Raw genomic sequence first — 22,400 nt, 5'->3', positions numbered from 1 at the left:
ATCTTTAACAAATAACGATTGTCACTAGCTGTCACTTTATATTTATTTGGCCACTGGTATCATTGCGGATATACATATTTTTCATTTATAGAAATAGACTTATCAGGCCAAGTTTTAGATTTTCAATTAATAAAGAATTTTCTATTGACAAGAAGTGATAAAATATATTGGTTAATAAATCCTTTTTTAGATCAAGAGTATAATAATGATTTAGACAATAAAGCAAAAGATAAAATTGAGAAAGAAAATCAATTTGTTAAAGAACTAAAAAATAATAAACTAAATGTAATTAAGATTATTGATAATAAAGTGCGCATTTGTCCAAAAAAAATAGATTTCTATGGATATTTTAAAAAATCAAAATATTATACACATCCGATTTTAAAGGAAATTGCAGATGGAAAGTTTTGGAATGAAAAAATATATGGGCATTATTCTTGGGAAGAGTACATATACTTCCAAGGACAAAAAATTCACACAAGCCTTTTACCCTATTTAGGAGGTCAGCTTCCAGACGATTCAGATTTACTAAGAAGTGGATTAAAACAAATTATTGAAAGAAATAATTTGGACCTGCAATTATGTGATTATTGTAGGTTTTCGGAAGAATCCATAACAATTCACCAAACTGAATTTCAATTATGTAAATTTAAAAATGGTGCGGAATTGATAAAGGATATTTAATAGGATCAAAAATGACTATAATAATAAACTTTCGATTGGAAGAGAATAAAGATTGAAATAGCGAGTTGTGATGTGATTTCAAAAAAACTCCCTCATCTCCACCCCCAACGCTTCCGCCAACTTCTCCATCACCTCTAGCGATACATTTCTTTTTCCTTGTTCTATTCCTGAGATATAGGGTCGGTTAAGACCGGACCTTTCGGCCAGTTCCTCTTGGGACAGGCCTTTTTCTTTTCTGAGGGTTTTGAGTCTTAATCCAAATTTTTCTGTGATAGTCATAAATAAAATTGTTCACTATTGTAAACATTTTGAATTTTTTCCTTATATTAAGATAGTCAGGTTTGTCAATCAAATAAACAAAATGTCCATGTATAAAGCATTCTTTCCCCCAATACTTTCTCCAGACTGGGTCATCGTAGATGATGATCATGATAATAAGTATATAGAACTTTTGGGATATGGTGGTGAATTTTTGATTTCAATCAGCTGTGACCCTTATGAAAATAAGACCTATCCCTATTTCCTGAATTTCCAGCAAATGAAAGGGGCTTATTTGAGATATGATTATACCCAATTTGGAATGGACTGTTGGTATGCTTCCCCAAAGGCGGCTGTAAATGCTGCTACAAAATTGATTGGTATGGTGAGGGTAAATTATGCACGATTCCTTCCGATCACAAATACTGTCTATGTGGCTTTGGGTCCTGTTTCCCAATATGAACAGATCAAAAGATACTTAGGTGGTGAGCTTAGAAAATCCTCCGGACCCGATCACGAATTGGTTTACAAAAGAGTCCTCTTTCTTCCCGGAAACGATGATTATGAAATAGCTGCAGGAAATATCATCCGGACTTACGTCTCAGGTTTTCGTATTGAGGAAGCTGATTTTATCGGGGGCAGGCTATGCAATGAAGACCTGCGCTTTTTGGGGAAACTAGACCATGAAGGGAAACTCACAGCCGAAGTGGATAATCCAATTTTTTATAAAGAATAATATGGTTATCCGGTTTAATGCACCTCCCAAAATTAACTTTAAAGATGTTCTTGAGGATAAAAAATATCCATTCCTCATTCTTACAGCTACTTTTTTTCTTGGCAAAAAAAGTAGCCAAAAAAGCCAAGACGGCGGAAACCTATCCACGCTCAAGGCCGGAGCCGGCCCGGTCCGCCGTCATTCCTCCCCGCCTTGAACAAATGAGGTTCAGTTTTAATCTGGAAATCCCGAATTCAGTTGGTTAAGTGCTAAGATGAACATACACCTAAAGATTAATGAGCTTTAATAGCTTTCCTATTACAAATAAATCAACCATTCAGGCGGGGGCAACGCTTAAAATTCTGCATCATTCAGCATGTTACCAAACAAAGCAGGACAGGTCGTCAGGTTTCACACACCTTTTCCTGATGAAGATCCAAAAATGATTTTTATCCTCCTCTATTTAGATGAAGAGCATTATCCAAACCGGAGGGCTGATATCAGACCCATCTTTTCGAATTTGACAATTCCTCCCATTAACAGGGTACAGCTTGAAGATTTGGAAGTTGTAGAACTTGATCTCAAGGATCTGATGATGCACAAAGTAACCGTAATCAAAGAAGACCGAACAGAAGCAGTAGGCAGGGTTGTGAAACTCCATCAGGAAAAGATCATTCCTGAACTTACTGTAAAAGAAGGTAAAGGAGTCATGACAAATGCGCTGATCACTGTAAAAGATTTTGATGGTCAGGAGCATACCGGATTTCTGTTCGTGACTCCGGAATCAAAGATTTAATCAAAAAAATAAAGATGAAAAATAATAAAATGAATGTTCAACCCTAACTCTTAAAATCATGGAAGAAGTAACCATCACACTATTACTAAAAGACAAAAAAATCATGAGCTTACTTGGACCCAATACAAGTTGGCCGCCAACCATTTGGTGGGACAGGGAAATGCAGGTAAATGTCCCAAAGAAGGATTGGGATGAAGAAAAGGTGACCGGAAGTACAGTTCATCAATATATCAGACCGGGGAAATATTGGTATACCTGATAGATGATTAAAAGGCCTCAGAAAATGTTCTTGGGGCCTTTTTTAAAATATGGAGTCCCCCACCCTTTTTACACAGACTCCCAATTCTTTTTGGACCTCAAAATCCCAAAATCTGAGCACAGTCCAGCCACCGGATTGGTAAAAGTTGTTAATTTCGGTATCCCGCTGCCTATTTCTTTCAATCTTGGGAATCCAAAAATCACGGTTGGACTTGATGCTTTCTTTTCTGTTTTCCCAATCATGACCATGCCAAAAGGACCCGTCTATAAAAACCACCAACCTGTACTTGATAAAGGAGATGTCGGGCTTGCCGGGTAGGTTTCTTTTATTGCTGCGGTACCGGATGCCTGCCTGCCAAAGGGCTTTTTTGAGGAGTTTTTCGGGTTTGGTATCCTTGCCCTTGATTTGGGACATGTTGTATGACCGCTGCTTGGTGGTGTAGAAGCCGTTTTCCTCACAGAATACGGGGACTGTGATTTTGGGTAAGGGATAGGGTCTGGGGATGGCAGGTTTTGACTTTTTGGACATATTAATTTCTCACCAGAATTTCTTCCCCGCAATTGATCCGTGCTTGGTCCAAGGCCATGCCGATAAACATGGGGTAGCTCCAGGATTTGTACCTGCCCCATACCTCTCCTGCATATTTGGGATAGATTTTATCTTTGACCAAAGGGATCAGCGGTTTGGCTTTTTCTTCAAGAAGCCTTAAAGCAATAGCTGCATGGAGGACGGTGGTTTCCTCTTCCGCCTGAAGGTAATTCCCCAATGTCTGATAGGCTTTGGGATCTTCCTTGAATTGGATGAGCATTTTGGCACTTTGAATAGCATTGATTGGAGAAGGGTCATCCAATATGTTTTCCAGTTCCTGAAGTAACAAGCTGGAATTCAACCCGGCACTTTCCAAAGCAATCAAGCCCCAATATCGGATCAGTGGATCCTGATCCTGCATGCGTTTTAGGGTTGAAGCGCCATCGATTTGCCCTACCAGGTTCATTGCCTCAAGAGTTTTTTCCGGATCAAATTGGGTGTCATCCCTTAAGATTTCATAGACTGAACTTCCTTTTGCCCGAAGCATATATTCAGATTCATTGAGCATGCCCGAATCCCGGTGCTTTACCATCCATTGATCCAGTTCTTTTTGGAATGAACGAATGCGTTCCTGATGTTCGGGTTTCATCGCCAGGTTATTCAGTTCATAGGGATCTTCTTCCAGGTCATATAACTCCACGGTCATTTTGGGATGAAAATATTGTTCCATGTGGTTAGGCAAGGTCTTTTCATTTCTTGCCCGATAGATTTCCTCCATGGCCTGTTTGCCTTGGGTGAAGATGATGGCATTTTGAATGTAGGGAAGTTGGGGCAGGTAATGCCGGATATATAAGAACCGCCCATCAGAAACCGAGCGCGACATCTCATGACAATCGTCCGCACGGCTTCGGAAGCCATAATTGTACTGGTTTTTCACTGCATTGGGGCCAAGGAAATTATTGCCTTCCATATAGGAAGAAGGGGCTATGCCTGCCAAGCCCAAGACAGTAGGTGCAAAATCCACAAAACCCACCAGGTCATCCACCTGTTGGGTTTTCAGATTGGATACCAGGTGTCGGTATTTTTCCGGAACATGAAGGACGAGGGGAATGTGTAATCCAGAGTTGTTCAGCCAGCGCTTGTGTCGGGGAAGGCCAAAGCCATGGTCGGAAAATACAAAGATGATGGTATTGTCATACAGCCCGTCGTCCTTGAGTTGTTGGACAAGTTCCCCTACTCCTTGGTCAAAAATACTGATCAGGTCATAGGCATGGGCGATGATTTCCCGCATTTTTGGGGTATCGGGAAAATAGGGCGGAATAGGTGCTTTTGCAGGGTCATGTCTTAGCTTCAGGTCCTTTTTTACCGATTCAGGATCGTCGTTGTTGGTGGGGCCTTCGTGGGTGATCATAAAATTGACCACGGAGAAAAATGGTTGACCTTCTTTCCTGTTTCGCCAATGAGCCTGATTGCTGCTATCATCCCAACGGCCTTCAGCACTGAAGTTATAATCTGTTTTGACGTTGTTGGAGGTATAATAGCCATGTTCCCGGAGGATTTCGGGGAGGATTTTCAGGTCATTGGGTAGGGGCACATCGGAACGTAGGTGTTGCGTTCCCAAGGAAGTGGCAAACATGCCGGTAATCAGCGTAGAGCGGGCAGGCGCACAGATAGGGGAGTTAGAGCTTGCTCTTGTAAAGATAAAACCATCTGCTGCCAGCCCGTCGATATTGGGTGTAGTAGCGTATTCATCACCATAACATCCCCAAGCCGGATCAATGTCCTCAGTGGATATCCACAGGATGTTAGGCGGGGGGAGATCTTTTTGGCTTTCAGAATTGCAGGAAAAGAAGATCAGCGTATACAAAAGGAGAATAGGAATAAAGATTTTCATGGGGGTATATCTTTTATGTCTTACTACTTAATTAAAAATATGAGTATCCGCAATGTTGCACGTTGGGCTATAAGAGACTATCTCGAATGCGGATACTCGTCCACGGACGACAGACCACAGTCCACTGAGCCTATAATCGATCCTATAACCAATTTTTGTTTGGCTACGTGAAAGAAAGTGGATACACATAATTGAAAACCATTTTTTTTTGCCTAATTGATTTTACTGTACGCTGTTTTCAAAAACAAGTTTTCCATGGTGATACAGTTGCATGATGGGTGATAATCTAGCCACCGTTTCAGCGGAACAAGAGGGATACTTTTTTTAAATTTAAGAAAAAGGCCAAGCTTTTCACCGGGTCCGATCAGATTTGATCCCCTTCAATTACAATCCTTTATTCCCATGATTTTTGAAAATATTCCTTAATTTCAATCCATCGTTTTACATTTCAAAATTTACAGTTTTATGAAAGCCACAGCAATTCTGATTTTCTCTATGCTTGCGGGGATGTTTTTGGTCTCCTGCGAAAGCAAAAACAACAGTTACAGTGAAGACAAATCCATAGCCGGAGTGACTAGGCTAAAGCTCAAGGGCATATTCAATGTGAACATTTCACAGGGAGGCAATGAATCCATGGTCATCTCCGGGAAGGAGGATCTGGTCAAGAAACTAAAAATCGTTCAGTCGGGAGACCTTTTGGAATTGACGTTGGATGAGGAAGAATCAGGTGCATTTTTTATGAGGGATGAACTTAAGATTGACTTGGATCTTGCAGACTTGAGTGAGATCAGATTTGAAGGAGCGGGAAATATCAGGAGTACCGAAAAACTGGATTTGGGTGAATTGCTGATCGCAGGAAATGGTGTAGGCAATATTTCTTTGGAATTCGACGCCAAAGCGGTGGATGCTAGGCTGAGCTTCGTGGGGAATATGTCTCTCAAAGGAACTTCCCATGAAATGAGGCTTGTCAATGATGGCGTGGGGAGTATTGATGCATCTGATTTGACTGTCCAAAATGTGAATCTGACGAGTTCAGGGATCGGTGCCGTCTCCGTTCATTGCGAAGGTGAGTTGACGCTGAAGGTAGACGGTATAGGCTTGGTTAACTACACCGGCAATCCAACTGTCATCAGTGAGAAAGTTTCAGGAATAGGGAAGGTGAATAGGAATTAGTTGTTTAAACCGACTAAAGTCGGATGAGGGCTTGTCAGGATTTGCTGAACCACTATCTAAAGATAGTGGAAATTGATGGCCACAGGGTCGGAAATCGAGATAGCAGACCAAACATTCATACTACCGTGAATAATCAAACAACATTCCACTACATGGGGTTAGAATTGTTTGCACTTGCTTTAGCTGGTAGAATTTGAAAACCCAAACCTACTACCACTATCTAAAGATAGTGGAAATGGCCAGGGTAAGTACTCAATAATGGGAAAGAGAAATAAAAGGCATTGAACTTTGAATATTCAAATAATCCCAAAAATCAAACAGTAAACCAATATCCGGGTCGTTATCAATTTCCACCTGCTTTAGCTGGTGGTTGGAGCAGATTTCGTGAATTTCTGAGGCTTTAGCCAAAGAATTTGAAAACCCAAACCGACTAAAGTCGATAGGCGCTTTTTTAAATTGGCTTTTCCACTATCTAAAGATAGTGGAAATGACCAGGGTAAGTAGTCAATAATGGGAAAGAGAATTAAAAGGCATTGAACTTTGAATATTCAAATAATCCCAAAAATCAAACAGTAAACCATTATCTGGGGAGGTAAAAAATTTCCACCTGCTTTAGCTGGTGGTTCGAGCAGATTTCGTGAATTTCTAAGGCTTTAGCCAAAGAATTTGAAAACCCAAACCGACTAAAGTCGGATGAAGTCTTGTCAGGATTTCCTGAACCACTATCTGAAGATAGTGGAAATCGATGGCCACAGGGTCGGAAATTGAGGTAGGAGACAAACATTTCTATTATTTCATTTTTGAGAAGCCACATTTCAAAATGAAATTTTCATATTCTTCCCCAAAAGTTTTCTTCCCATGGTGCTCATCCTGATTTTGGATATACGCCCTCACTTTTGGAAGATGGCTTTCAGAAACAGATACCCCGAAATACTCATCCTGCCATTCAAACCGAGTCGGAATCAAATTTTCTTTATTGATCCAAAAGGCCGATTCTCCTTTGATCAACTGCATCAATTTACTGGTTGTTTGTTCTTTGCCCAAAGAAATCAAACAATGGCAATGCTCCTTTTGGACCGCGAGTTGATCTACGTGTATTCCTTTGTTTATACAATTTTCAAGAATATGGGATTTAACTTTTTCTCTTAAGGTTTTTCCATTTAGCAGCGGCGAAAAGTTTTTAGTAGTCCAAACGAAATGAATGTAAATTTTGATAAATGGCATAAGCAAACAATTTAGGTTTACTTGAAATTAAGGCAAATGAAAAATATATAGGAGATTATCCGATTAAATATTCGACTAATTTAAAAACCAACCGGACTGAGATCTGATATTTGGGAAGTTGGGAAGGAGTAGTCAGTTTTCAGTGGTTTACCTGAGATTACAGGATCCTGTTGGCCGACAAATCTCGGATGGGGATGCCGAGGGTTTGGGAGTGTTTTTTGACTGTTTTAAAGGGATCGCTTCTTTTTACTTTTTCGAGCCCTGATAGTTCATTCAATTCGGAGTGCTATTCAGTTCGAAAATCTTAAACACAAAAAAAGGGACAGCTTTCGCTGTCCCGGGTATTCTTGCAAAATAGATTAATTTCTGTGGTTGAAGAGGTAGAAGACACCCAATTGGAAGCCTCTGTTTTTGGAATCTGAGTTGCCTGAGGTTCGGACGTTGGTTAGGCCGTGGTTGTATCGGGCATCTACGCCAAATCCGGTGGCGGGATTGACATAACTTGCGCCGATTCCCAATCCTACATCGAGGCTTTCATAGTCATCCTTGACGTTGATGGTGGTGTCGCCTGATTTTGTTTTGGCAGCCACCAAAAACCCGAGTTGTGGGCCGGCCTGTATCCTGAATCCGTTGTCAAACATGTATTGCAACAATACCGGGACATTGATGTAATCTAGGTTGAGGTTGGTATTGATATTTTCGATTTTGGCACCCTGTCCGGAATAATAGATTTCGGGTTGCAGGGCAAGTTGGTCAGTAAGGTGGACGTGGCCGAGAAGACCGAGGTTGAGGCCTAACTTGGAGCTGTATTGACTTCCGTCCGAGAGGCTGTAGATATTCAGTCCACCTTTGACACCGATATTGACGTGTTGGGCCGTTGCAGTTCCTGTCAGGATGAAGGCCATCATGAATCCAATAAGATAAGATTTCATAAGTTTTTATTTTGTTTTGGGTAATCATAGAGTCAGGAGTTCCCTAACCTGATACAAAGGTGACCCAAAACAAACCCCCTATCCTTACACAATAAAAATAAGACTTGTATAATTGCTTGAAATAGGGACTTGAAGTACAAAACGAATAGTAAGTCCCAAAAGCCGCTTTCGAAAAAATTGATGAAGTGAGATTTTATTGGTCAAAATTTAAATCACAGGTATCTATTCGGATTCAAAAAAGCAAATGGTTTTTAGATTTCAATGGCGAAAACTTGGGAGTTTGTTTGGAAATAGCAGTCGTCAATTCCATTGGGTAGCGGATCGCTCGTCCAGGGTGTTGGCAATTTATGTTGGGTGTTTTTTTATTTTACCCTTGCAAATTTTTATATTTTCACAGCTTTTTGATTAAACTCTAAAAAAATCAATATGAAAACAGATTCAAGACATTTTATTGTGAGCCTGGTATATGGGAGCTTATTGTTGGCCTTTTTTCTCTATCTGATTTTGGCAGGGCCCGAAAATCTATCCGGATACAAGCATCAATTGGTAGCCATTATTTCTTCCCTGTTGGTAGGTGTCTTTGGAGTTCTTCTTTCAGGATCTATCAATTTGGGCATCGAGTCTCCATTTTTGGAAAGCAAATTGGGGAAATTGGCAGTAAAGGCTACCGGTGGAGTAGCGTTATTTATCCTGACAATGTTGTGGTGGAAAAGTGAAAATCCCCCTATCAAAGTAGAGGAGATTAAGGAATTTGTGAAAGAAGACGGTGACAGTACCCGAACCATGATAGATGGTAAGGCGAAAGACCTTGAAAAAGTAATTGTGGATGATGGAAGTCAAACAAGGGATGTTATAGTAAGTTCATCCTTATCAGAATTAGAAGTCATGTTTCCTTTTGCTGTGAGGGTAGAGGGAAATACAGACAATACCATCATGCATTTGAATGGTGAACCGGAAATCCCCATTACAAGCTATGACAATGGATTTGAACTGATGAAACTGCGATGGGGAGATTCCTTCAAGTATTATTTTTATAAGCAAGGAAATAGCAATCCTGAGGAAAATTCAAAGTTGTCCCTTCAGCTCTCAAATGGTACGACTCTTCCACTTTCAACTGTAAATGGAGAGCATAGTATCCGAATTCCCGGAAGCAATCCAACCCCGATTACGGCAGTCATCCTCAATCCGGACCGTATTTCGGAGGCAAGTATGAAAATTATGATTTACTCTTCTGATCGGGACCTTGGGAGAGAAAAATTCAAACAGGCGTTGCTGAATACATCGCTTTCGGATAAAGTAAGGGAAATTTTCATGCAAATATCCACAGATGGTGTCCGTCTTCGCTCCGCCCCTGTAAACTCACCAAACACCATCCTTCGGACTTTAAATCAAGGCGCGATGGTTAAGGTACTCGAAACCTCAGGTGAATTCAGTAAAATTCGTCTTCCGGAAGGCAAAGAAGGTTGGGTGGATTCTAAATTTATTGAAAAAATACATTGATGAATTTTTATGCGGTTTGCCGGTTTTAATAATGTCCGCTTCAACAACTTTTTAAAATGTATCTACCATGACAAAAGCTGCCATTTGTCATTTTAAAGTATCAACCAAGCTGAGCTTTTTGATAAGATCGGAATTGAGACGGAGGGAAGATTTGACAGTACTTGGAAAAGAGGGGTTGGAGGGTCTTCTCAGTGCTTTGAATGCCTGAATCAATCCACCCCCCGAACTCGTCAAGATGGTCACTCCCCCGTTTGGTCTCGCCCTTTCCAAAAATACGTTATAGCTCGTCATGTCATAGGCATAAGCCAACTTGTAGATGGACTTCATGTAGGTGAGGTTGGCGGTCAGGTTTTGCTCCATGAGGGGCGGGACGTAGGGATTGTCCAATACTTCCTTCTTGAACTCCCCTTCACTTGGATATGGCCGCACTTCGATTTGATCCAATTGGATGACGAGGGGTTTGAGAAAAATGGTTTTGGGCAAGGCATCCGGCGTATCGTAAAATACGAGTGTTTCGTACCCGACATGGGAGATGGTCACCTTAGCCAATTCTTCCACTCCAATTTCAAAGTAGCCGTTGCGATCAGAAATTGTCTGGGCCCTTGGGCTTCTGACATGGACGGAGGAGAGCGGTTTTCCGGATTCGGCATCCAATATCTGGGCTTTCCACAGGGTTTTTTCTTCCGGATCTAGGAGGATAAAGAGCATTATTAAAAGTAGGGTTACCTGCATGTCCTTTTGGTTTTGGGACAATTTGCGGGTTTTGGAGGAGGCAATCCTGATTTTAACAGGTCTTAACTCGGTGGATTAACAAAAAATAGGAAATGGGTAGTCCCACAGTAAAGTATTTAACATTTGATTAGAATGTGATTTGGAAAGCCACTGAATTTAAACGTTTAAGATCGGCTGTTGATTTGGGGATGGAATGGGGATAGGGTATTTTTATAGAGCATCAGGATGGAAAAAATTATTTAAAAAGAATTTAAAATGGAAGACACGATATACCCTGGAGTTATAGAAAGCCGAATCTGGACTATTCGTGGTCAGCAAGTAATGCTTGACCGAGATCTCGCTGAGATGTATGGTGCGGAAACAAGAATTCTTAATCAGGCTGTCAAAAGAAACAAGGAAAGGTTCCCAATTCAATTTTGCTTCCAATTGGAGAAGGATGAATTCCTGAATTGGAGATCACAAATTGTGATATCCAATCAAAATAAAATGGGGCTAAAAAATTAAAGGTCATTTAAAGTGAAAACCACCAATGTTGAATTGAGGTTTTATGGGCGAGAAATATAAAAACAAATACAGAACTGAATCTTTCCGGGCAAAGTGGTGGGATTACACATGGAATGCAGCCTATTTTGTCACCATCTGCACTTTGAACAGGCACCATTATTTTGGAAAAGTGAGCAATGGGAAAATGATTCTTTCCGGTGCAGGCGTTCTTGCAGATGTATTTTGGCATGAAATTAAAAACCACTATAAGTATGTGGAATTGGATGCCTTTGTGGTGATGCCCAATCATATCCATGGAATATTGATCATCAATAAGCCGGATGAGAAAAGAAAGGAGGAGAAAAATGATTTTGGAAAGGAGGATCAGGGAAAGGAGGAAAATGGGAATAATGATTCCGGATATCAGGAAGATGGGGATTCTATTTATCGGGAGGGAGATGGGGATTTCATAAATCAGGATAAAGATGGAGATTCCAGAAATCTAGATAAGGAGGGAGATTCCTGTACAGTCGTTGCATGCAACGACTCCACCTCTGATGCATGCAACGACTCCACATTGGATATTCCTAAGGAAAAGAATTCTCCTATAATTACAGAATTCTCCCAGCACATGGCTGCAATTTCTCCAAAGAAGGATTCTCTCCCATCCATATTAAGATCTTATAAATCTGCTGTAACCAAACATGCCAACAGAATGGGATTTGATTTTGCATGGCAATCCAAATACCATGACCATATCATAAGGGATGAGGCGGCCTATCAGAGGATTGCCAAATACATTGAAAACAATCCTTCAAAATGGAAAGAAGATGGATTTTTTTAATTTTCTGAAGCAATGAAATAAAAAAACCTTAGCTTATTCTCCTGATGACCATCCAAAAAACCATAAGCCTCAAGCCCTTTCCTAGGGGATTCCATCTCATCACTTCTATCATTGAAACGCATTTTCCGGAAATGCGACAGATCAAGATGGGGATTCTCCATGTATTTATCCAACATACCTCGGCCGGGTTGACGATCAATGAAAATGCCGACCCGACAGTGAGAAAAGACTTCGAGACCTTTATCAATGACCTGATTCCCGAAGGCTACCCAAAATTTATCCATAACTACGAAGGGGACGACGATATGCCTGCCCATATCAAAAGCAGCTTTTTTGGCAACAGCCTGCAAATTCCAATCACAGGTGGCAGGCTAAATCTGGGAACCTGGCAGGGGATTTACCTTTGCGAATTTCGCGACCATGGTGGATCGAGGAATATCATCCTGACTGCAATGGGAGATTAAAGCCTCGGCGAAACATACCTGCAACATTCCCAAAATTCCGGAATAGGTATTTACTGATTGGAAATTGGATGATGGTCATACGCAACTGCTGTTCCTTTCAGTCTTCCCGATTTGTTTGATTTAGGAAGGAAATGGGAAATGATTTAAACTTGAATAAACAACAAGTACCACAATTGACAAACTTAAAATCATTTTTTGCCTTTGGTATAATTCAGGAAATCAAGCTTCGGTAATTGCCCTATTTTCGGAACAATTGCCTGAATTATGAAGCGCTTATTATTTGTTTTTTTGTTTGCAAACATTGGATTTGGCTTTGGACAATCTTTAAAAAAAGATTTGCCAGGTATCATCGCAGACAAGATCAAAATGGAAATCAAGTTGGACGGTGTGTTAGACGAACCGATATGGCAGCAGGAAGGCTGGGCAGAGGATTTTCAGCAGTTTTTCCCTTCGGACACTTCTCTCGCCAAGGCCCAAACGAGGGTAAAAATCGCTTTTGACGACAAATTTCTTTATATCGCCGCTGTGATGTACAATCTCGGTCCGAGGCGACCCGATGAATATGTCAGCACTTCTCTGAGGCGGGATTACCGAGGCGAACAGAATGACGGTGTCAGTTTTGTTCTTGACACTTTCAATGATTACAGCAGTGGTTTTCAATTTGGTATCAACCCATTTGGGGTACAGCGTGAGTCGCTGATTGCCAATGGAGGCATGCAATCATCCGACCTGAATCTGGCTTGGGACAACAAATGGTATTCAGAGGCAAAGATTTACGAAGACCATTGGATCATAGAGGCGGCTATCCCCTTTTCTACCCTGAGGTACAATGACGGTGCGAGCAACTGGAACGTCAATTTTTACCGAATCGACAGCAAGTACAATGAAAGAAGCACATGGTCCCCGATACCGAGAAACTTCAACGTGATCAATCTGGCATTTAACCGCAAATTGATTTTCTCCGAACCGCTGAAAAAAGAAAGCACCAACTTGTCGCTGATTCCTTATGCCGCGATGGCAACGGATAGAAATTTCTTGGAGGGCACTTCCAATCCTTTGACACCGACCTTTGGAGGAGATGCCAAGATTGGGATAGGTCCGGCATTGAACATGGACCTGACGGTAAATCCGGATTTTTCGCAGGTAGAAGTGGACGAGCAGGTGACCAACCTGGACCGTTTTGAGATCTTTTTCCCTGAGAGAAGGCAGTTTTTCCTGGAAAACGCTGACTTGTTTGCGGATTTTGGTGCCACCAATCTCCGGCCGTTTTTTTCCCGAAGGATCGGCGTGGACAGAGATGAAAATACAGGACAAAATGTGCAAAACCAAATTCTGTTTGGAGGCAGGCTCAGCGGGAAACTCGACGATAACTGGCGGATCGGAGCTATGAACATGCAGACAGCCAATGACGATGAAAGGGGAATTGTAGGTAAAAACTTCTCTGTTGCGGCCATACAAAGGAAGATTTTTACCCGTTCAAACATCGGGGTCATCTTTGTCAACAGGGAAACTTTGAATGAGCAATTGGACATTCCATTGTTCAATGACAGCCTATCTAATAGATTGATCGGCGTGGATTACAACCTAGCCTCCAAGGACAACAAGTGGACGGGCAAATTCTTTTACCACAAAACTTTCGAAAAAGAAGATTTAGACAATACCGCAACAGCGCACGCAGCTTTGAACTTCGCCACTACATCCATTGCCGCATCGGTGGCTTTTTCGCAGGTGGGAGAAAACTACAATCCGGCAGTGGGTTTCACACCGAGGAATGATTACAAAAGGGGCTTTGCTTCTTTTGAATATGAATTTTTTCCAAAATCCAATTTGATCAACAGGCATGGTCCCGGAGTGGAAACAGAGACCCTATGGAATGAAGAGCTGGGGATCACAGATGGTTTGCATGCTCTTTTCTATAGGGTTCGTTTTCAGTCGCTTTCGACTTTGACAGTTACCGCAGGCAACCGCTATACTTACCTTTTTTCGGATTTTGATCCAACGAGGACCGGAGGAGAACCGCTCTTGGCCGGAACGGATTATAACAATTTCTTATTGGGATTTAGGTATATCAGTAATCCCAGAAAAAAGGTTTATGTGTCCCTGAGAGGTGATTTTGGAGAATATTTCACCGGTAATATCAGGACGGTCCAAGGCACGATGAGTTGGAGAATGGGCTACATTGCCAATATTTCGATGAATTTCAGTTACAATAACATCAGGCTTCCCGAGCCTCAAAATGATGCTGACCTTTTCCTTATCGGACCTCGGATTGACCTGACTTTTACCAAAACGCTATTTTGGACTACTTTCTTTCAGTACAACAATCAGATTGACAATATCAACATCAATACACGTTTACAGTGGCGGTATGCGCCTGTTTCGGATCTTTTTATCGTGTACACAGACAATTACTTTCCTTCAACTTTTGTATCCAAACAGCGGGCTTTGGTCATGAAGCTGAATTATTGGTTTAATATTTAGGAAGGGTTTATTGGGTTAATTGGTTAATGGTTATTGGGTTGATTGGTTATTTGGTTAATGGTTATTTGGGTGTAGAAGATAGATATTCATGGATACTGGATATTATGGTCGGACAAATTTGATATTGATTGATATTGGATATTGGTGGATGTTATTCTGGTAGATTAGGGATGTTATGGGATATTTGAGAGGAAATCAAATTACCAAAAATCTTGAACTGGCGCTTAAAATTCCACAACAGCCATGCAAATAGAAACAATATCAATAAGTATCGAATATCAATGAATATCGATGTCAGAAGGGTCTGGACAAAAAGATAAAGAGGCAATGATCGTTAAAATAGTATCAAATTTACTCCAATTGATTTTTGGAAAACTCGATGAAGAAGAAAATCACCGGACCAAATAGCAAGAGTGGAAAAACAAAAATAAACCAACCAGAAATCCCTGAACCGGCATTGGAACCGGTGTGGAATGAAAAGTATTCGATGACAATAAACATGATGAGAATGTTGAGTTTCAGCCACCTCCACAGTCTTTTGTTGATCTGACTCAAAGCCGGAGCTTTTTCCCTACTGACTTCAATCGCATAATCCCCGTATTGTACCCTTCTGTTGTACAATGTCAATCCCACATACAAAATCGTCGCAACAAAAGGAACAGAATAGGTCATCCTGCTTGCCCAATATTCATTTGGATTTTGAAAAAAATCATAACCTTCGGGTACAATTGCGAGACTTTGGTGTTGGAAATAATAGGTCTCTACCCATAAAGTTATCAAAACCAAAAGACTAAGTATCTCCACGATGACATCCATCACTGAAACGTTGGTATTCCAAAAGTTATTTAACTTAATTTTTTCCATTTTAAAACACAACAAACTGTGGTTTCTTTTTATTTTCTCTGATTCAAAATTAATTGCCAAAAATCACATTTCCCAAATAGATTGGTCCTAAAGAATCAATTGAGGGTGATGGTATTTTTACTCCCTGTAAATGTAATCCTGTTTTTACCCATTTGGTTTTCCATCTCTGTCTTATTTCCGTTTACGGTTGCGTTGATCTGTTTGCCTTCAGGCCACGAAAAGACTATTTCCCAATCGCCATTAGATTGGTTGATGTTTGCTTCCACCGCCCCATTTTCATTCACCTTGTATTCCATGGAAATGACATTGTCTCCGATTTCTACATTTTCTATTTTGGCTTCCTTCCAGGAACTCGGAAAAGCGGGAGATATGTGGATAACATTTTTGCCAGCCTCGGGTTGAATGCCAAAAAATTGGGTGACGATCGGAACTCCAAAACTGTAAAGGTTCCAAGCCTGCGCCATCATTCCATAGTCCGGGGAGACTTCATATATAGACCCAGGCAAAGCAAAGCCAAACGACTTTGTCATCCTTTTCAGGTAATCCAAAGCCTCATCGGGTCGGCCATAGTTGTTTTCACCGATGGCTGACACGCCTGTGGGCAAGGTCATGACTGCCCCTGTATAAGAAAAGGCCTTGCTTCCCACAAAAGCCCCATCAGCCATATCTGAAGTCTCATCGCGGTCAATCCCGGTCACAAATACGCCAAAGGGATTGGTGAATTTTTTTCCTTTGTCCAAGGCTGCAATGGCCTTTTCGGGGTCAGCGATTCCCATTTCCATGGGGGTATTGACCACCCAATTGTGAAAAATCACAAAACCTTGTTTTTTGTTCGTGGGATAGGTGGATAACTTTTTTCTCGTGGCCTTTAATTCTTCTACAGCCCAAGGTTTGTTGAGGGTATCCGCCCTGATGATGGCTGCGTCGACGAGGTGAATTGCCTCCTTGGGGGTACCGATAAAATCCGCATAACTATTGAATTCTTCTACCCAAAAATCTTTGTTGATTTTCTCTTTGATCAGGTCTGCGGTATGTTGATAACTAGTCGAAATCGAATCCTCCCCCATAAGTGCTGCCATTTGGGCGGCGTCAGCAAATGCTTTTTGGGTGTAAGTAGCCACATCGATCATCTCGGATTGCAGGCCGTGAATTTCCATCATGCCATATCCATCAGGAAACAGATTTCCGTCTTTGTCATTTTCCTCCATCAGCCACTGAAGTCCCCTTTTTATTGTCGGGTAATACTTGGCCAAAAAGTCCCTATCTCCTGTCCATTGGTATACCCACCAAATCAAAGAGGCAAACTGTGGCGTTTCGTTGATATTGCCTGGATTGAAAATCACGCCGTTGGAGCTTACCTCATGGACAATTCTTCCATTTCCATTGGCTTCTGAGAGTTTGTGGATAAGTTCGATGGTGCTGTAGACCAAATCCTTTCTTCCGGTAGCAATCGCACCTTTGAGGGTGTATTCATTGTCTACCCCAAACCACCAAGGATAGTCCGGCATCCCTGCCCCAAGACCTCTTCCTACTTCAGGTACTTCTCTCACCAGCCATTCAGTATTGTACTTGATCCATTCGAATGACTTTTCAAGTTCTTTGTCAGGTATGGTAATTTGGGCTTTGGAAGCGATTTGGGCATAATGTATCTTTTTATCCTTGAGGTAGGTATCGGCGTTCAGGTTGAGTTTGTCAAAAGTTTCCTCGGCATCCAATTTGGAAGTATAGGACCCTGAGATTAAGAACCGGATACTTTGTGAGGATTCAGGTTTCAATTTGATTTCATAACCCAACTTGGCAGCTTTTCCTTTTCCATGGGGCGTATAATTACAAGTGACAGAAGCCCCTTCAGCGGCTTTTGCTTTTTGGTTGGCCCCAAACATCACATACCATTCGTTCCCATCGTCTTTGCCAAGCCAAGCCTGCCTGCTCTCATCAAAAGAGAGCTTGTCCTCAAAATCTTCCATACCTGCCCTATCCCCCAACCAAACCGGCATCAGGTCAGTATGGCCTGAAAACTCAAAGTCAAAGGATTTTTCGGACTTATCCACATTCCTAAAGGTGAACTCGATGACCATTCCCTGAACACCATCGGGTACAAATTGGAACCTATCCACTTCCAATCCCGGAATATGTGTTTGGAAAAGGTGTTTGTTGGCAAAGGGATAATTGACAAACTGATGGGCTGCATCGAGACAAAAAGAATTATCTGCTTCAATGATGGCAGCGGTAAAACCGTCCATGAGTTTGATGGGGTGGTTCCATATCCCTCCCATTTCTCCTTGTACATGCCATCCCAAATCCGGAAAGGTGCCATCCTGATGCCCTACCATATACACCCGGTCTCCCGCGGTCACATAGGGTGAGGATAAATATTCGGCATTTCCTATCAGGCCTTCAGTATCTGCCAAATGAGTAGTCAAGGGAATTTGGGTAGCGGGATTATTACACGAAAAAAAGAGCGGGAGTCCAAAGCCCAAAAAAAACAAAGCAGGTCGAAGATTCATAGAGGTTGAAATTGATGGCTATTGAATAAAGTTAAGCCTTTTCATTCAACCCTCAATACAATGTTGTCCACCTTGCTCGAAAAAATCCTTCCGTCGGTCAAGGTAATCTTACAGGTAAAACTCATAGGAGATGACTGTGTGGATAAACCTGAAAACCGCACGAATGAAGTCCCCAAACCCTTATAGCCTATTTGCGAATCCTGATAATCTGCAAAAGGAAGAAATTCTCTCCCAACAATCGGGGCGATCAAGGTTATTTCATTCAGAGAAGTGCCCGCAGGAAAATCATCATTAAAATCTTTATTGCTTACCAAATCCCAGGTTTTGATGGAAGACTCAAAGTTGACTGCAGGGTCACAGGCCAAAGCAAAGGGCAAACCCAAAGTTGAGTTACTTGGCCTAACTTCCGCAATAGGTTCATAAGTCAAGTCAAAAACAAGAAGCAATTTTTCGCTAGTCAGGTTTTTATCATTTGACCATGTAATTACCTGCCAACCGGGATTGCTAGGCACATACTCCAAAGGCATCCCTGCCAATTCCTGGTATCGAAGGAAAAGAGCCAGACCTGAGCAATCATCAATACAAGAAGATGTTAAAAGGGGCAAAACTTGAAACAAAAGGATTAAAGAAAATAGTGTGGATAAGTTTTTTTTTAATTTCATATCAAGGCGTAAGCAAAACAGGAATTATCGATGATTGGATGGTAGAACCGTCCTGAAACCTTGCTCTGATTTTCAGAGAATGCATTTCGGCAATCTCCGGGCTTTCAGTAAATGTGAAATAAAATGTGCCGAAGTTGGATTCATTTACATAGTTATCCACAAACTCTTTCTTGGCAAAAGACTGTGTCAAATTGCTGAAAGTAGCAATTTCAAAAAGATCCTTTCCTGCAGGATAATCCACATTAAAATCCTCATTGCTTATCAATTCGAAGCTGATTACGGGATTGTTGTTTTTGTAAACCACCGGGCAGTCGGGACTTGGGTTAAAGAGAACCTGAACAGGTTTCACCATTTTGATATTAACGATCAGCCTGTCGATGGGAAGTGCGTCATCATTGTACCAAATGCTGTTTCCGGATCCCGCTGATGTTCTTGGGACCATAGATACTTCAGTCAGTTCGTAAAGAGTGTCTTTACAGGTCGTTTCGCAGGAGGAGACCAAAAGCAGCGACAATCCAACACCCAAGGTGTTGACTAGTGATTTTTTAAACATAAATGAAACTTCAGCGAGATAGGTGATTTATATTTTTCAGAATAGGATGTGATCAATTCCCTTCCTACACTGACTCTAATAAAATAAAATATTCCAAGAATACCTAGTTTACATCGGCGATTTCTCTCCAGGTAACGAGTTTGATGTTGTTGTCTTTGATCAGTTGGCGACCATTTTCACTGGTGAAGAAATCGTAATCTGCCTGTCTCCAAGCAGAATTCCAATAGGGGTGACGAACGGTGACCGCCTTCATTTCTTCATCATCATAGGCGACGTGGATTAGAAGTGCAGTGATACCGGATTCCAAGTTGCTGAACAAATCTGTATAAAATCCTTCCATTCCTTTTTCATCATAGATTGTTGGGGAAGCAATAGCCACCTGATCAATGACAAGCAGGTTATCCACATCGATGTCTTTGAACAATTCAGGGTTTGTTTTGATGATAGATTCCACCATTTCAGGAACAACCATCGCAGGGAAACCATATTCTTTCGCCAATTTGAGGTAAGAGTGAAGAAACTCAGGCCTGCCATAGAAGATACAGCCCATGTGGGAATCAAGGTGTGTGGGTTTGATTCCGATTCTAAGGGCAGCTTCGATTTGAGCACGGATTTCTTTTTCCACTTCTGCGGGACTTGCATTTTTGGCTACTGAGGCGCAGTCAGGATACATAAATCCATCCGGCCCTTTTAATCCGGGCACATTGTCTGCCATGGGTCCCCATTTGTAATTGAACCACTCATTGGTCAGCGTAATATGCACACCGATGTCAAGTTTGGGATGGTCTTTGATCAGTTCTCCTACTTCAGTAGACCAAGCGCAGGGCATCATGATACTGGTGGAATTCACAAAACCCTCGGTCATGGAGGAAATGGTAGCGATATTTTCAGAATGGGACAAACCTATATCGTCAGCATGGATGATGAGTAATTTATCGGTTTTGGTATAGCCAAGTTTTTCAGCCAAAGTTCTTTCTTGCGCAAAAGACAGAGTTGCAATAAATAAAAAGAATACTGTGGATAACTTTTTCATTTGACTTTGGGGTTTATTTCTTGAGGCCTTTGATAACCACATTACCGGTTCCTCCTTCGAGACAAGGATATTGGAATTCGGATTTAAGTTTCTTGGGATTGTTGAGTATTTCATAAAACCCCTCCAGATATTTAGTGGCGGATTTGATGGATTTTTCATCCAAGATCTTGCTATCGGAATACAGTTTGTAGATCCTCTCCTTTTTTGAATTATACAATGCAATTGTTTCATCAAAGACCTGCATGTCTTCCATACAATATCCCCTGTACCTTCTCTCGGTCACAGATAACATTTGAAGTTCCGGCGCAGGCTTGGCATAAGGTGCTTCGACAATTCCGGCATGGTCAAAATCATAAGGCACAGCCACCGGCAATGAAGTCTTATCCACATTGATCAATTTGATGTTTTGACGATATTGGATGGACCAATCCGTATTTCCAATCAAGTACTGAAATACGGCCATCCTGAGAAACTCAGGCACGGGTACACTTTCGGGTCGGATGAGTGATTGATCTACAGAAGCCATATGATTCCTTTCAGCCATGCGGTCTTCATCTTCAATTAGAAAGGCAAATACGGGTTCAATTTCTTTGGGCTTTGGGGAAATGTCCTCAAAAGTGAGCTTGACCAACCGCACTTTGAAGCTTTGGTCGGTGATCAGGTTGTAAAGCTTATAGACATAAAATTCCCGCAACAAAAACTTTTCGCCTTTGCAGGGCATGACGAGCTTGAGTTTATCTTGTTGATTGAAAACAGTATTGGATGTAGTTTCTTTGGAGAAATTCAGCAAAAGGGGCGGAAAGGTGCAGATATTCATTTCCCTCCTAAAATGGCCTCTTGTTCTGACTTTTAAAGGGATTTTTTTACTTTTTTGGGAGTTATCCACATAAGACAATGAAAAATCAAAATACTGGGGTTCGCCTTTGGTGTCTTTTAAAAGCTTATCAAAATCTCCCTTCAAAGAAATCTCGAGGATTTCTTCAGATTCAAAGAGTTCATGATTTTGGGCAAAAGCGCCTGGGGAGAATAGCAGAAGCATGGCCCCAACACTGATTACTTCGCAAAGTTTCACCTGTATTTTCATTTCTTTTTGGAATTGAAATCAAATCCGAATTTTGGAAAACAGAAAGATATTCTACTTATAAGGTAAGAAAAATCTTTGTCATAACCACATTCCTCCTTTCAAGGAATGAAGGTTCTATTTTGTTTACAACTTCGGCACCTGCTTTTCCCAACCCCATGCCGGACCAGGGCTTTCAACTTCCTTGGTCAAGTCAAATTTTACAGAAAAGAAGCGGTCTGTTCCCATCCTTCTCAAATTATAGGTAAAAGAGGTTTCATCTAAAGTTATCCACCACACATTGGTGGCTGATACGGGAATCAAATCTGCGGTTTCTTGGTCTGCGGGGAAAAACTGGATTCCCGCCATGCCCGTGTTGGATGCAATTCCTCCGTATTGGGTGACTTTGTCAGGCGACCCATCTTCATGTCTGTGGTCATGTTTCAATTTGATCAAACCATCTTGCATGGTCAATACCCATGTTCGGGATTTGTCTTCTCCCACAAAAAAAGGAATGTGGATAAATCCATCACCACAATCCACGACATGCATAACTAGCTTTTTTCCGGCAAATGGATCATTTTCAGAAATGGGTGTAGTCACGTACCCTTCGAATGATTTGCCACAATGTTGGGCAAGGGATTCCCAAAAGATTTGGTTGGCCGGTTTTTCTTGGGCGCAAATACGGAAGCTGACCAAGACAAATAGAATTACTAGCAAATAAGATTTCATAATAGAAATTAATAGTGGATAA

Annotated in this window: 23 protein-coding genes; 10 read left to right on the top strand and 13 right to left on the bottom strand. The window is 41.4% G+C overall.

Translation table 11 applies throughout. The features are described from left to right. Positions 1-18: 18 nt before the first annotated feature. A complete protein-coding gene (locus tag MMU05_RS15630) occupies positions 19-684 on the top strand; it encodes a hypothetical protein (RefSeq protein WP_241142613.1) in 666 nt (221 codons plus the stop codon). 78 nt (positions 685-762) lie between these two features. On the opposite strand, the gene MMU05_RS15625 is transcribed toward MMU05_RS15630, so the two are convergent. Continuing rightward, positions 763-963 carry a helix-turn-helix domain-containing protein gene (locus tag MMU05_RS15625; protein ID WP_241142612.1) on the bottom strand — a complete coding sequence of 67 codons (201 nt, stop codon included), beginning with the start codon at positions 961-963 and terminating at the stop codon, positions 763-765. Between the two features lie 88 nt (positions 964-1,051). On the opposite strand from MMU05_RS15625, the gene MMU05_RS15620 reads away from it, so the two are divergent. The 3 genes from MMU05_RS15620 (at position 1,052) to MMU05_RS15610 (ending at position 2,712) form a co-directional block, all read left to right on the top strand. Further along, positions 1,052-1,678, top strand: a complete 627-nt coding sequence (locus tag MMU05_RS15620) for a hypothetical protein (protein WP_241142611.1) — start codon at positions 1,052-1,054, stop codon at positions 1,676-1,678. Positions 1,679-2,033: 355 nt separating this feature from the next. Further along, positions 2,034-2,453 carry a hypothetical protein gene (locus tag MMU05_RS15615; protein WP_241142610.1) on the top strand — a complete coding sequence of 140 codons (420 nt, stop codon included), beginning with the start codon at positions 2,034-2,036 and terminating at the stop codon, positions 2,451-2,453. 58 nt (positions 2,454-2,511) lie between these two features. Next, positions 2,512-2,712: a hypothetical protein gene (locus tag MMU05_RS15610; RefSeq protein ID WP_241142609.1), complete on the top strand. Its 201-nt coding sequence runs from the start codon at positions 2,512-2,514 to the stop codon at positions 2,710-2,712. 42 nt (positions 2,713-2,754) lie between these two features. Here MMU05_RS15610 and MMU05_RS15605 read toward each other — a convergent pair whose 3' ends face one another. Both MMU05_RS15605 and MMU05_RS15600 read right to left on the bottom strand, forming a co-directional pair. Next, on the bottom strand, positions 2,755-3,240 hold the full coding sequence (locus tag MMU05_RS15605) for a very short patch repair endonuclease (RefSeq protein WP_241142608.1): 486 nt from the start codon (positions 3,238-3,240) through the stop codon (positions 2,755-2,757). A 1-nt stretch (position 3,241) separates the two neighbouring features. Further along, positions 3,242-5,134 carry a sulfatase-like hydrolase/transferase gene (locus MMU05_RS15600; RefSeq protein ID WP_241142607.1) on the bottom strand — a complete coding sequence of 631 codons (1,893 nt, stop codon included), beginning with the start codon at positions 5,132-5,134 and terminating at the stop codon, positions 3,242-3,244. Between the two features lie 465 nt (positions 5,135-5,599). Between MMU05_RS15600 and MMU05_RS15595 the strand changes: the two genes are divergently transcribed. Beyond that, on the top strand, positions 5,600-6,307 hold the full coding sequence (locus tag MMU05_RS15595) for a GIN domain-containing protein (RefSeq protein ID WP_241142606.1): 708 nt from the start codon (positions 5,600-5,602) through the stop codon (positions 6,305-6,307). A gap of 789 nt (positions 6,308-7,096) precedes the next feature. Here MMU05_RS15595 and tnpA read toward each other — a convergent pair. Further along, entirely contained in the window at positions 7,097-7,531 is a 435-nt protein-coding gene (gene tnpA, locus MMU05_RS15590; RefSeq protein ID WP_241142605.1) for an IS200/IS605 family transposase, read from the bottom strand. Between the two features lie 359 nt (positions 7,532-7,890). Beyond that, positions 7,891-8,463, bottom strand: a complete 573-nt coding sequence (locus MMU05_RS15585; RefSeq protein WP_241142604.1) for a porin family protein — start codon at positions 8,461-8,463, stop codon at positions 7,891-7,893. A gap of 426 nt (positions 8,464-8,889) precedes the next feature. Here MMU05_RS15585 and MMU05_RS15580 point away from each other — a divergent pair, with 426 nt between their 5' ends. Continuing rightward, entirely contained in the window at positions 8,890-9,963 is a 1,074-nt protein-coding gene (locus MMU05_RS15580) for an SH3 domain-containing protein (RefSeq protein WP_241142603.1), read from the top strand. Between the two features lie 87 nt (positions 9,964-10,050). Here the strand turns inward: MMU05_RS15580 and MMU05_RS15575 are convergent, their stop codons facing one another. Beyond that, positions 10,051-10,695 carry a carboxypeptidase-like regulatory domain-containing protein gene (locus MMU05_RS15575; RefSeq protein ID WP_241142602.1) on the bottom strand — a complete coding sequence of 215 codons (645 nt, stop codon included), beginning with the start codon at positions 10,693-10,695 and terminating at the stop codon, positions 10,051-10,053. Between the two features lie 255 nt (positions 10,696-10,950). On the opposite strand from MMU05_RS15575, the gene MMU05_RS23035 reads away from it, so the two are divergent. The 4 genes from MMU05_RS23035 (at position 10,951) to MMU05_RS15555 (ending at position 14,967) form a co-directional block, all read left to right on the top strand. Beyond that, on the top strand, positions 10,951-11,199 hold the full coding sequence (locus MMU05_RS23035) for an ORF6N domain-containing protein (RefSeq protein ID WP_262917684.1): 249 nt from the start codon (positions 10,951-10,953) through the stop codon (positions 11,197-11,199). A gap of 43 nt (positions 11,200-11,242) precedes the next feature. Further along, complete coding sequence (locus MMU05_RS15565) at positions 11,243-12,022, top strand: transposase (RefSeq protein ID WP_241142601.1); 780 nt, start codon at positions 11,243-11,245, stop codon at positions 12,020-12,022. Between the two features lie 44 nt (positions 12,023-12,066). Beyond that, positions 12,067-12,486, top strand: coding sequence for a secondary thiamine-phosphate synthase enzyme YjbQ (locus tag MMU05_RS15560; protein WP_418884476.1), 420 nt, complete (start codon positions 12,067-12,069; stop codon positions 12,484-12,486). A gap of 264 nt (positions 12,487-12,750) precedes the next feature. Further along, positions 12,751-14,967, top strand: a complete 2,217-nt coding sequence (locus tag MMU05_RS15555) for a DUF5916 domain-containing protein (RefSeq protein WP_241142600.1) — start codon at positions 12,751-12,753, stop codon at positions 14,965-14,967. Between the two features lie 351 nt (positions 14,968-15,318). Here the strand turns inward: MMU05_RS15555 and MMU05_RS15550 are convergent, their stop codons facing one another. From MMU05_RS15550 to MMU05_RS15520, 7 genes are all read right to left on the bottom strand, one after another. Continuing rightward, positions 15,319-15,831, bottom strand: coding sequence for a hypothetical protein (locus MMU05_RS15550; protein ID WP_241142599.1), 513 nt, complete (start codon positions 15,829-15,831; stop codon positions 15,319-15,321). Positions 15,832-15,926: 95 nt separating this feature from the next. Then, on the bottom strand, positions 15,927-18,338 hold the full coding sequence (locus MMU05_RS15545) for an alpha-L-rhamnosidase-related protein (RefSeq protein ID WP_241142598.1): 2,412 nt from the start codon (positions 18,336-18,338) through the stop codon (positions 15,927-15,929). A 41-nt stretch (positions 18,339-18,379) separates the two neighbouring features. Further along, positions 18,380-18,943 (bottom strand): hypothetical protein, encoded by a 564-nt coding sequence (locus tag MMU05_RS15540; protein ID WP_241142597.1) that lies wholly within the window; start codon positions 18,941-18,943, stop codon positions 18,380-18,382. Positions 18,944-19,001: 58 nt separating this feature from the next. Continuing rightward, on the bottom strand, positions 19,002-19,553 hold the full coding sequence (locus MMU05_RS15535) for a hypothetical protein (RefSeq protein ID WP_241142596.1): 552 nt from the start codon (positions 19,551-19,553) through the stop codon (positions 19,002-19,004). 103 nt (positions 19,554-19,656) lie between these two features. Then, positions 19,657-20,586 (bottom strand): polysaccharide deacetylase family protein, encoded by a 930-nt coding sequence (locus MMU05_RS15530; RefSeq protein ID WP_241142595.1) that lies wholly within the window; start codon positions 20,584-20,586, stop codon positions 19,657-19,659. Between the two features lie 13 nt (positions 20,587-20,599). Further along, positions 20,600-21,670, bottom strand: coding sequence for a hypothetical protein (locus tag MMU05_RS15525; RefSeq protein WP_241142594.1), 1,071 nt, complete (start codon positions 21,668-21,670; stop codon positions 20,600-20,602). Positions 21,671-21,793: 123 nt separating this feature from the next. Further along, the gene (locus MMU05_RS15520; protein ID WP_241142593.1) at positions 21,794-22,378 is read right to left on the bottom strand and encodes a hypothetical protein; all 585 of its coding nucleotides are present in this window, start codon (positions 22,376-22,378) and stop codon (positions 21,794-21,796) included. Between the last annotated feature and the right edge of the window lie 22 nt (positions 22,379-22,400).

It is taken from the genome of Cognataquiflexum rubidum, assembly GCF_022538115.1.
GTDB classification, from domain to species: Bacteria; Bacteroidota; Bacteroidia; order Cytophagales; family Cyclobacteriaceae; genus Cognataquiflexum; species Cognataquiflexum rubidum.
This window is presented reverse-complemented; position numbering and strand designations above follow the sequence as displayed.

What these genes read in the sequence shown, in the direction of transcription:
- MMU05_RS15625 (WP_241142612.1), bottom strand. Translation starts at nt 963, where the DNA reads ATGACTATCACAGAAAAATTTGGATTAAGACTCAAAACCCTCAGAAAA.
- MMU05_RS15620 (WP_241142611.1), top strand. Translation starts at nt 1,052, where the DNA reads ATGTATAAAGCATTCTTTCCCCCAATACTTTCTCCAGACTGGGTCATC.
- MMU05_RS15615 (WP_241142610.1), top strand. Translation starts at nt 2,034, where the DNA reads ATGTTACCAAACAAAGCAGGACAGGTCGTCAGGTTTCACACACCTTTT.
- MMU05_RS15610 (WP_241142609.1), top strand. Translation starts at nt 2,512, where the DNA reads ATGGAAGAAGTAACCATCACACTATTACTAAAAGACAAAAAAATCATG.
- MMU05_RS15605 (WP_241142608.1), bottom strand. Translation starts at nt 3,240, where the DNA reads ATGTCCAAAAAGTCAAAACCTGCCATCCCCAGACCCTATCCCTTACCC.
- MMU05_RS15600 (WP_241142607.1), bottom strand. Translation starts at nt 5,134, where the DNA reads ATGAAAATCTTTATTCCTATTCTCCTTTTGTATACGCTGATCTTCTTT.
- MMU05_RS15595 (WP_241142606.1), top strand. Translation starts at nt 5,600, where the DNA reads ATGAAAGCCACAGCAATTCTGATTTTCTCTATGCTTGCGGGGATGTTT.
- tnpA (WP_241142605.1), bottom strand. Translation starts at nt 7,531, where the DNA reads ATGCCATTTATCAAAATTTACATTCATTTCGTTTGGACTACTAAAAAC.
- MMU05_RS15585 (WP_241142604.1), bottom strand. Translation starts at nt 8,463, where the DNA reads ATGAAATCTTATCTTATTGGATTCATGATGGCCTTCATCCTGACAGGA.
- MMU05_RS15580 (WP_241142603.1), top strand. Translation starts at nt 8,890, where the DNA reads ATGAAAACAGATTCAAGACATTTTATTGTGAGCCTGGTATATGGGAGC.
- MMU05_RS15575 (WP_241142602.1), bottom strand. Translation starts at nt 10,695, where the DNA reads ATGCAGGTAACCCTACTTTTAATAATGCTCTTTATCCTCCTAGATCCG.
- MMU05_RS23035 (WP_262917684.1), top strand. Translation starts at nt 10,951, where the DNA reads ATGGAAGACACGATATACCCTGGAGTTATAGAAAGCCGAATCTGGACT.
- MMU05_RS15565 (WP_241142601.1), top strand. Translation starts at nt 11,243, where the DNA reads ATGGGCGAGAAATATAAAAACAAATACAGAACTGAATCTTTCCGGGCA.
- MMU05_RS15560 (WP_418884476.1), top strand. Translation starts at nt 12,067, where the DNA reads ATGACCATCCAAAAAACCATAAGCCTCAAGCCCTTTCCTAGGGGATTC.
- MMU05_RS15555 (WP_241142600.1), top strand. Translation starts at nt 12,751, where the DNA reads ATGAAGCGCTTATTATTTGTTTTTTTGTTTGCAAACATTGGATTTGGC.
- MMU05_RS15550 (WP_241142599.1), bottom strand. Translation starts at nt 15,831, where the DNA reads ATGGAAAAAATTAAGTTAAATAACTTTTGGAATACCAACGTTTCAGTG.
- MMU05_RS15545 (WP_241142598.1), bottom strand. Translation starts at nt 18,338, where the DNA reads ATGAATCTTCGACCTGCTTTGTTTTTTTTGGGCTTTGGACTCCCGCTC.
- MMU05_RS15535 (WP_241142596.1), bottom strand. Translation starts at nt 19,553, where the DNA reads ATGTTTAAAAAATCACTAGTCAACACCTTGGGTGTTGGATTGTCGCTG.
- MMU05_RS15530 (WP_241142595.1), bottom strand. Translation starts at nt 20,586, where the DNA reads ATGAAAAAGTTATCCACAGTATTCTTTTTATTTATTGCAACTCTGTCT.
- MMU05_RS15525 (WP_241142594.1), bottom strand. Translation starts at nt 21,670, where the DNA reads ATGAAAATACAGGTGAAACTTTGCGAAGTAATCAGTGTTGGGGCCATG.
- MMU05_RS15520 (WP_241142593.1), bottom strand. Translation starts at nt 22,378, where the DNA reads ATGAAATCTTATTTGCTAGTAATTCTATTTGTCTTGGTCAGCTTCCGT.